General features: G+C 37.7%; 8 protein-coding genes and 1 tRNA gene. 4 read left to right on the top strand and 5 right to left on the bottom strand.

What is annotated here, in order from left to right; translation table 11 throughout:
- Positions 1-300 precede the first annotated feature (300 nt).
- The 5 genes from MUW74_RS01945 to MUW74_RS01925 all read right to left on the bottom strand — a co-directional run bounded on the left by MUW74_RS01945 (position 301) and on the right by MUW74_RS01925 (position 3846).
- Positions 301-492, bottom strand: a complete 192-nt coding sequence (locus MUW74_RS01945) for a hypothetical protein (protein WP_243518640.1) — start codon at positions 490-492, stop codon at positions 301-303.
- Between the two features lie 44 nt (positions 493-536).
- Entirely contained in the window at positions 537-743 is a 207-nt protein-coding gene (locus MUW74_RS01940) for a hypothetical protein (RefSeq protein ID WP_243018324.1), read from the bottom strand.
- A gap of 152 nt (positions 744-895) precedes the next feature.
- Positions 896-2845, bottom strand: coding sequence for a DNA topoisomerase (ATP-hydrolyzing) subunit B (gyrB, locus tag MUW74_RS01935; protein ID WP_243518643.1), 1950 nt, complete (start codon positions 2843-2845; stop codon positions 896-898).
- 91 nt (positions 2846-2936) lie between these two features.
- Entirely contained in the window at positions 2937-3398 is a 462-nt protein-coding gene (locus MUW74_RS01930; protein ID WP_243518646.1) for a Smr/MutS family protein, read from the bottom strand.
- Between the two features lie 91 nt (positions 3399-3489).
- Positions 3490-3846: a DUF4296 domain-containing protein gene (locus MUW74_RS01925; protein WP_243518648.1), complete on the bottom strand. Its 357-nt coding sequence runs from the start codon at positions 3844-3846 to the stop codon at positions 3490-3492.
- 135 nt (positions 3847-3981) lie between these two features.
- Here MUW74_RS01925 and MUW74_RS01920 point away from each other — a divergent pair, with 135 nt between their 5' ends.
- The 4 genes from MUW74_RS01920 to MUW74_RS01905 all read left to right on the top strand — a co-directional run bounded on the left by MUW74_RS01920 (position 3982) and on the right by MUW74_RS01905 (position 6687).
- The gene (locus MUW74_RS01920) at positions 3982-4878 is read left to right on the top strand and encodes a DUF3822 family protein (protein ID WP_243518650.1); all 897 of its coding nucleotides are present in this window, start codon (positions 3982-3984) and stop codon (positions 4876-4878) included.
- A gap of 22 nt (positions 4879-4900) precedes the next feature.
- Positions 4901-5569, top strand: a complete 669-nt coding sequence (tsaB, locus tag MUW74_RS01915; protein WP_243518652.1) for a tRNA (adenosine(37)-N6)-threonylcarbamoyltransferase complex dimerization subunit type 1 TsaB — start codon at positions 4901-4903, stop codon at positions 5567-5569.
- A 187-nt stretch (positions 5570-5756) separates the two neighbouring features.
- Entirely contained in the window at positions 5757-6512 is a 756-nt protein-coding gene (locus tag MUW74_RS01910; RefSeq protein WP_243518654.1) for an outer membrane beta-barrel protein, read from the top strand.
- A 103-nt stretch (positions 6513-6615) separates the two neighbouring features.
- Positions 6616-6687: transfer RNA gene (locus MUW74_RS01905), tRNA-Glu, on the top strand.
- Positions 6688-7090: the final 403 nt, after the last annotated feature.

The raw sequence follows: 7090 nt of genomic DNA, 5'->3' as shown, positions 1-7090 counted from the left end.
ATAAAAAAGTAAGCAAAAAATCAAGCCCTGGGTAAAAAATTGCTGAAATCACTCCTTACAGCTGAAAAAACAGAATCCACGCTGCAGCCTTCCTGTCAACTGTTTCAGCGGTATAGCAGGGTTATACCTAAAAAAGCAACTTGATTGACTGAAGTTTACGAGGAGGTATGTGTTGACAAAATAGCGTCAACTTAAGGATGATGTTTTGTTGATTATTAAATAATATAGCATTTTTTTTACACTTTTGACCCAGTAGGGGATGGATAGAAATAGGTTGAAGAGGTATAAACAAGCAGATTGCTAAAAAAGCAGCGCTACGATCTTTTTTACCCAAGGGCTCAATAAATGTTGCTTTACAATAGATAGGGAAGCCCGTTGTATACCCACATATAACTTTTTGTTTAGTTTTGTCTTATCGCTATTAGGGATCAAAAACCATAAAGCAAGCATACCTAAAAATGCCCCCCAACCTAACCATAATTTTTTAGACATATATTATTTATTATAGGAATTAACCCAGCCTATTATAAACTTATTTAAGTTAATCCCTTAACGGCATTTTTAATAGTATGAATGGCTTCCTCGGCCTTTTCAGAAGATGATTTAAGACAACCAGATAGCTGTGTTGCTTTTTTTTGCATTGCTTTTGTTATTTTTTTCTTAGTATCATCGCAAATGAAAGCGCCTAATACAGTCCCTAATAGCATACCTAAGATTAGATAATATAGATTTCTAAAGATCATTTTACTTGAAATGTTTAAATGTTACACAACCGTTGGATTACTACTGTGAATTTAAAGAGTTTAAGTTAAGAAAGCTATAAGCTTGCGATAAAAAAGTGTCTATTCAGCCCTGACTATTGCCGTATACCTATAAAAAGAAAAAACGCCTTACTTTATACATCTAATTTAGCGTATTTGGCGTAACGTTCTATAAATTCCCTGCGAGGTGGTACTTCATCTCCCATTAACATAGAAAAAAGATGTTCTGCTGCCAGCGCAGAAGCTATGGTTACCTGTTTTAGGTTTCGTCGGGTGGGATCCATAGTGGTATCCCAAAGTTGAATTTCATTCATCTCACCTAACCCTTTATAACGTTGTACAAATACAGCATCAGCTTTTCCATCTTTAGAGCTAAATTGCGCTACATAGGCTTCTTTTTCTGATTCTGTCCAACAATATTGTTCTGCTTTGTCTCGTTTTACCAAATAAAGTGGAGGAGAAGCAATATAAAGGTAGCCCTTTTCTATAATGTCGCGCATATAGCGAAAGAAAAAAGTTAAAATGAGGGTGCGAATATGGCTGCCATCTACATCTGCATCGGTCATAATGACAATTTTGTGGTAGCGTAACTTATCTAAATGGATGGCTTGGTCACTACCATCTGTGCCCATGGTTACGCCTAATGCTGTGATCATATTTCTGACCTGCTCATTATCGTATATTTTATATGCTTGCGCTTTTTCTACGTTTAAAATTTTTCCTTTTAAGGGAAGAATGGCTTGGAACCTTCGGTTTCTACCCATTTTAGCCGTACCACCAGCCGAATCACCCTCAACCAGAAAGAGTTCACAAAGAGTCGGGTCTCGTTCGGAACAATCAGCTAATTTACCAGGTAGGCTGTTGCTCATTAAGACGTTTTTGCGTTGAACCATTTCACGTGCTTTCCGAGCAGCTTGGCGAGCTTGGGCAGCTACGATCACTTTATTAATAATCAGTTTTGCCTCCTTAGGGTGTTCTTCTAAGTAGTAATGCAATGCTTCGGCTACACAGCTTTCTACAGCACCTTGTACCTCTGCATTCCCTAGTTTGGTTTTTGTTTGTCCTTCAAATTGAGGTTCTGCCACTTTTACAGAAATTACAGCAGTTAAACCTTCTCTAAAGTCATCTCCAATGATTTCTATTTTTGCTTTTTCTAGTAAACCAGATTTATCCGCATAGTTTTTTAAGGTGCGTGTTAAGGCTCTTTTGAATCCAGTTACGTGCATGCCCCCTTCAAGGGTATGTATGTTGTTTACATAGGAAACCACTGTTTCAGAATAGCCTGTATTGTAAGTCATGGCAACTTGCACCACTACATTGTTTTTTTCCCCCTCTACAAGAATAGGGGCGGGCATAATGGACACTTTGGTGCTGTCTAAATGGGCAACAAATTCTCGAAGTCCTCCTTGAGAATGGAAGTGCTGGCTAAAAGGGTTACCTTGTTCATCTTTTTCACGTCGATCCTCTAGTTCCATCTTTAACCCTACATTTAGATAGGCCAGCTCTTGTAACCTATTGATAATCGTATGTAGGTTATAGACCGTAGTGGTAAAAATAGCGCTGTCTGGTGTAAAATGAACGGTGGTGCCTCGTAGTTGGGTAGTACCTACTTCTTTAACAGCGTAGAGTGGAATGCCTTGGGCATATGCTTGCTTGTATATTTTTCCATTTCGGTATACGGTAACTTCTAAGTGAATGGATAATGCGTTTACACAAGAAACTCCTACACCATGCAAGCCACCAGAAATCTTGTAGGTATCTTTATCGAATTTACCCCCTGCATGGAGTGTGGTCATAACCACCTCTAAGGCTGATTTTTGTTCTTTTTGATGGAGGCCAACAGGAATCCCACGACCGTTATCCCATACGGTAATAGCGTTATCTTCATGAATAATAATACCAATTTTAGTGCAATGGCCTGCTAAAGACTCATCAATAGAGTTGTCTACTACTTCCCAAACAAGATGGTGTAACCCTTTTATGCCTACATCCCCAATGTACATGGCAGGGCGTTTGCGCACTGCTTCTAACCCTTCTAGTATTTGGATATTATCTGCTGAATAGTCATTAATCGTTGGGGTCATCTTTAAAAGCTGGTTTAAATAAAAAATTGATCAGTATTTCTGCCAAAAAAGTATTATTATGCTAGGCTACTAAGCTTAGATAGCATGAGGGCTATAGCTGAGCTATGGTCATACCTGCCATGCAATCTATGGGACTTTCCCCTATTACCTCTTTTACTAAAGGGTGTTTGTTTAAATATTTGCGTATCGCATGACGTAAAATGCCCATTCCTTGTCCATGGATGATTTTTAATCGACTATGACCCAATAATAAGGCGCGATCTAGAAACTTTTCTAATAGCAATAACGCTTGTGCTTTGTTCAAGCCATGTAGATCAAGTACAGGATCGGTTTTCTTAGATGGTTTACCCCTGCTAAAGTTGTTTCGTTTAGCAGCTGTTTTGGCAATAGGCGATGGAGATTTTACTAATTCAATGGCGTGAAGTGGTAAGTAAAAATGTAACATCCCAACAGCAACCAATACTTTTTTATCTAGGCTTATACGTACCACTTCACCTATGGTAGGATGATCTTTAAGCTGTACGTAACTACCAATCGCAATAGTGGATTCCATTATCACCTATTAAATAACCTATAAATTAACACTAGATTGCCTTTGCAATAGATACTTAAGATACCACCCGTATCTGTGTTTTACAAGGCGTTTACTCACTAGCAAGTGCTTGTAAAGCTACATAGACTTTTTCATAAATAGTAAGGGCTCTCTCCGAAGAAGCTTCTAGATAATACTTTACACTCTCTTTAAAGGTTTTCGGATCTACCTTATATAAGGCTAATATTTTTTGATGGTTTTGATGGTGTAATATATCTATAGTTTCTTTAGGATCATACCTATTGAGCAGCCAACTATTCAGTAATTCTAAGTCTCGTATAATATTTACAAAAGTTACTTCATGGATTACAGTAGCGGGTGGACGATGGCTATACAAAGTTTTAAAAGTTGCCTTACCTAGGCCATATAACAGGAAAGATGGCAAAAGAATAATAACTATTTTTTTCATATTCCCGATAAAGAGGTTAAGTGATCTATTCGATGTAAAGTTAAGTAAAAACCCCTATATTAGATAGATGTGAAGTAAAAAATTAGATACATATCTTTACTTCTGCCCAAAAAATAGCCATCTCGGCAAGAAAATATGGAAGTCTTCCCCAAAAAAATTCTTTCTGTTGTTCATCCAAGCAAATTCAATTTTGATAAAAGCAGCCATTACCATTTATCTATTAATATAGGTCATGGTTTAATTAAATTCTGTTGTATAGAACGGACTACCCAAGAATGCGTCCTATTGGGCATATATGAACTCCCTATGGATAAAAATCAGCCAAGCTATATCAAAAGCTTGGAACAATTGTATAACCAAGATTTTTTTTTAATTAAAAAAGATTGGTCTTCTGTTACTTTATCTGTTTCAAATCGAAAGTTTACCCTTTTGCCTCATTTGCTTTTAAGTAAAAAAGATTTGCCTGCCTATATTCATGTTGCATGTGGTGTAGATCCAAATGATGAGGTGATCTCTTTCACCCATCCATTGGCTAAAGTGTCTGTTGTCTTTTCAGAAAATGCCGCTGTTTTAGATTGGTTTAGAAAGCGCTATACCGGTAGTAATTTGTATATTATTCATCAAGTCAATGCCATTATCCAGGGATTTCAAGTAGAATGTCTACCTAAAACAGAATTATTTGTCTGGTTGTCAGAGGACTATTTTTATATAGTCCTTCATAAGAAAAGCAAGCTACTCTATTGCAATCTTTTTACTTATAACACAGCCGATGACTTTTTAACTTGTCTATCGGCTGTCATACAGGTTATGCAATTAGAACGTACCTCCTGTGCGTTACTGGTAGGTGGGTTGATTCAAAAGAAGTCATTGGCTTATCGTCAGTTACAAGCTTATATGCCAAAGGTCACATTAAAAACTAAGTTAGATTTCTTAAAACCCAATCCATATGTTTGTAAAGTAAGTGCTACCTGGCCTATGTTATATTTTGATTTGATGAGTAGTTTTCTTTGTCATACACCTAGTAGGCAATAGACTTAAAATTAAAAATATTTTTATGTCGCTTATTTTAAGCATTGAAACCGCCACAGCTGCTTGTTCCGTTGCGTTACATAAAGCTGGAAAACTGGTAGCCCATAGTGCACGCTTAGTCGACCGTTCCCATTCGGAATACTTGATGCCCCTCATAGAAGATTTATTAAAAAATAGCAACCATGGTCGCCAATCTTTAGTAGCTGTAGCCATATCTGGTGGTCCTGGTTCTTACACGGGCCTACGGATTGGAACTGCAGTGGCAAAAGGCCTTTGCTATGGACTAGCTATTCCACTTATTGCAGTTGGTACCTTAGAAGCTATGGCATATGGTATGGCTCCCTTTGTGAATGGGGGGACTTTGTTATGTCCGGCCATTGATGCCAGAAGAAACGCTATTTATACGCTTATAGCTGACCAAGTAGGCCAAATCAAGCGCCCTGCTCATGTGGCGCTCTTGGATAGCCAGTCATATAAAGATGAACTGCCTAAGCAACCTTTACTTTTTTTTGGAGATGGGGTGCTAAAATGTAAAATATGGCTTGCAGGTCAGCGAAATGTTCGTTTTATAGAACATATCGTTCCTTCTGCCATACACATAGGGAGCTTGGCGTTTCCAAAATTTCAACAACAGCTTTGGACAGATATTTCCAGTTATAGGCCTTATTATTTAACTCATTTTCAAGGAAAATAAAATAATGCCCCATCTTTATTTGTTTTTTTTTAAAATTAGCCTTAATATTGCTGCTATTAAGTCATTTGGTCGGGTGGACTGGCTTGCCTAAAGCCAAGTTAATGCCTTGTAATAGAAGTTATAATTAAGTAATAATTCTAGAGTAAAAAGTTCATAATAGATACAATTTTTAAATATAAATTAAGATATGACAAGAATAAAAAAAACGTTAATGGCAGGCGTTCTGGTTTGCACTGCCCTTAATGCACAAGCAGAAGTAAGTCCTTTTGGCTTTGGTGCAAAGCTTGGCGGGAGTGTGACCCCCTATGCAGGAAGCAATTGTGAGGCTAAGATTAATAGTAAAGAAATCAAGTGTAAGTATTTTGATAACTTGTTTGTTTGTGGTGGTCTTTATGGCGAGTATGCTTTTAACGATTATGTAGGTGGTGAAATACAAATTGGTTACTTGAGGCAAGGATTTACACTAGAAGCACAAGCAGATAATGCCAGTGATACTAAAACTAGTGATACTAAAACTGATGACAAAAAAACTGCTGTTCCATCTATTACCATGTTGAGTCATGGCCTGCATGTTCCTATTTCTTTATGTGTTTATCCGCTTGGTCGTCAGCAAGAACAAGGTATTTTAAAGATTATGTTGGGTGGTGCTCCTTATATGCCACTTAGCACAACCTGTAAAAAATCTGGTGAGAACTTTGACCTTACTGATGATCACAAAAAAGAGGTAGCAGGCTTTAGTCTGGCAGCTACTGCTGGTGTGGCATATGAGTTGCCTTTTGGATTATTTATTGACATTAAATATGGTTTCAACTTTATGAATAGCTTTGACCTAGCCTCAGATAAGTCACAAACTATATTCTCAGATGCTACTGATTTAAAACAAGCCAAGCCACACCATCTAACGGTTAATGCTGGTTATAATCTTGCATCTCTATTCCTTTAGTAATTTGCAACCCAGGTGGTAAATATCATTTGAGATCCTTTTTTATATTACCTGACTTTAGTAATAGCTAGCTAGTTCATACTAGCTGGCTATTCCGTCATATGGCCCGTTCGTCTAGGGGTTAGGACGTCAGGTTTTCATCCTGGAAACAGGGGTTCGATTCCCCTACGGGCTACGTTTAATGCTATACGTTATTTGTTTATAGATTTTTCTATCGCTGCAGCTAATACATATTATTTATTCCATATTTTTTCTAGTTTCCGTTCACCACTATGGCTTATGCTAGGAAAAAAACGTGCCCTGAGTAAAAAATTGCTGAAATCACTCCGTAAATTCCTTACGGGTTAAATTGACCCATAATGGCTCATCCCTTAAGTTGATGCCATTAGCCCTGAACAGATAACAATAGATTGTCTTTACGTGTAAGCCATGAACGGAATGGATACACCTCTATAAGTGTAGCCGTTCAGCGCAGTGGCAAAGGCTACGGAGAAAAAGCAAAAACGCCCCTTGTAAAATAGTTGCGATCAGCAAGCAGCCCTTACAGCTGAAATAGAAAAACAGTCTGTTTGAAGCCC

The sequence above is a fragment of the Candidatus Cardinium sp. cBcalN2 genome (assembly GCF_022810445.1).
GTDB lineage: Bacteria > Bacteroidota > Bacteroidia > Cytophagales > Amoebophilaceae > Cardinium.
Note: the sequence above shows the minus strand (reverse complement) of the source record. Positions and strands in the feature narration are given on the sequence as shown.

Excerpts from the sequence above, each read along its gene's own strand:
- MUW74_RS01940 (WP_243018324.1), bottom strand. The coding sequence starts at position 743 with ATGATCTTTAGAAATCTATATTATCTAATCTTAGGTATGCTATTAGGG.
- MUW74_RS01930 (WP_243518646.1), bottom strand. The coding sequence starts at position 3,398 with ATGGAATCCACTATTGCGATTGGTAGTTACGTACAGCTTAAAGATCAT.
- MUW74_RS01920 (WP_243518650.1), top strand. The coding sequence starts at position 3,982 with ATGGAAGTCTTCCCCAAAAAAATTCTTTCTGTTGTTCATCCAAGCAAA.
- gyrB (WP_243518643.1), bottom strand. The coding sequence starts at position 2,845 with ATGACCCCAACGATTAATGACTATTCAGCAGATAATATCCAAATACTA.
- tsaB (WP_243518652.1), top strand. The coding sequence starts at position 4,901 with ATGTCGCTTATTTTAAGCATTGAAACCGCCACAGCTGCTTGTTCCGTT.
- MUW74_RS01945 (WP_243518640.1), bottom strand. The coding sequence starts at position 492 with ATGTCTAAAAAATTATGGTTAGGTTGGGGGGCATTTTTAGGTATGCTT.
- MUW74_RS01925 (WP_243518648.1), bottom strand. The coding sequence starts at position 3,846 with ATGAAAAAAATAGTTATTATTCTTTTGCCATCTTTCCTGTTATATGGC.
- MUW74_RS01910 (WP_243518654.1), top strand. The coding sequence starts at position 5,757 with ATGACAAGAATAAAAAAAACGTTAATGGCAGGCGTTCTGGTTTGCACT.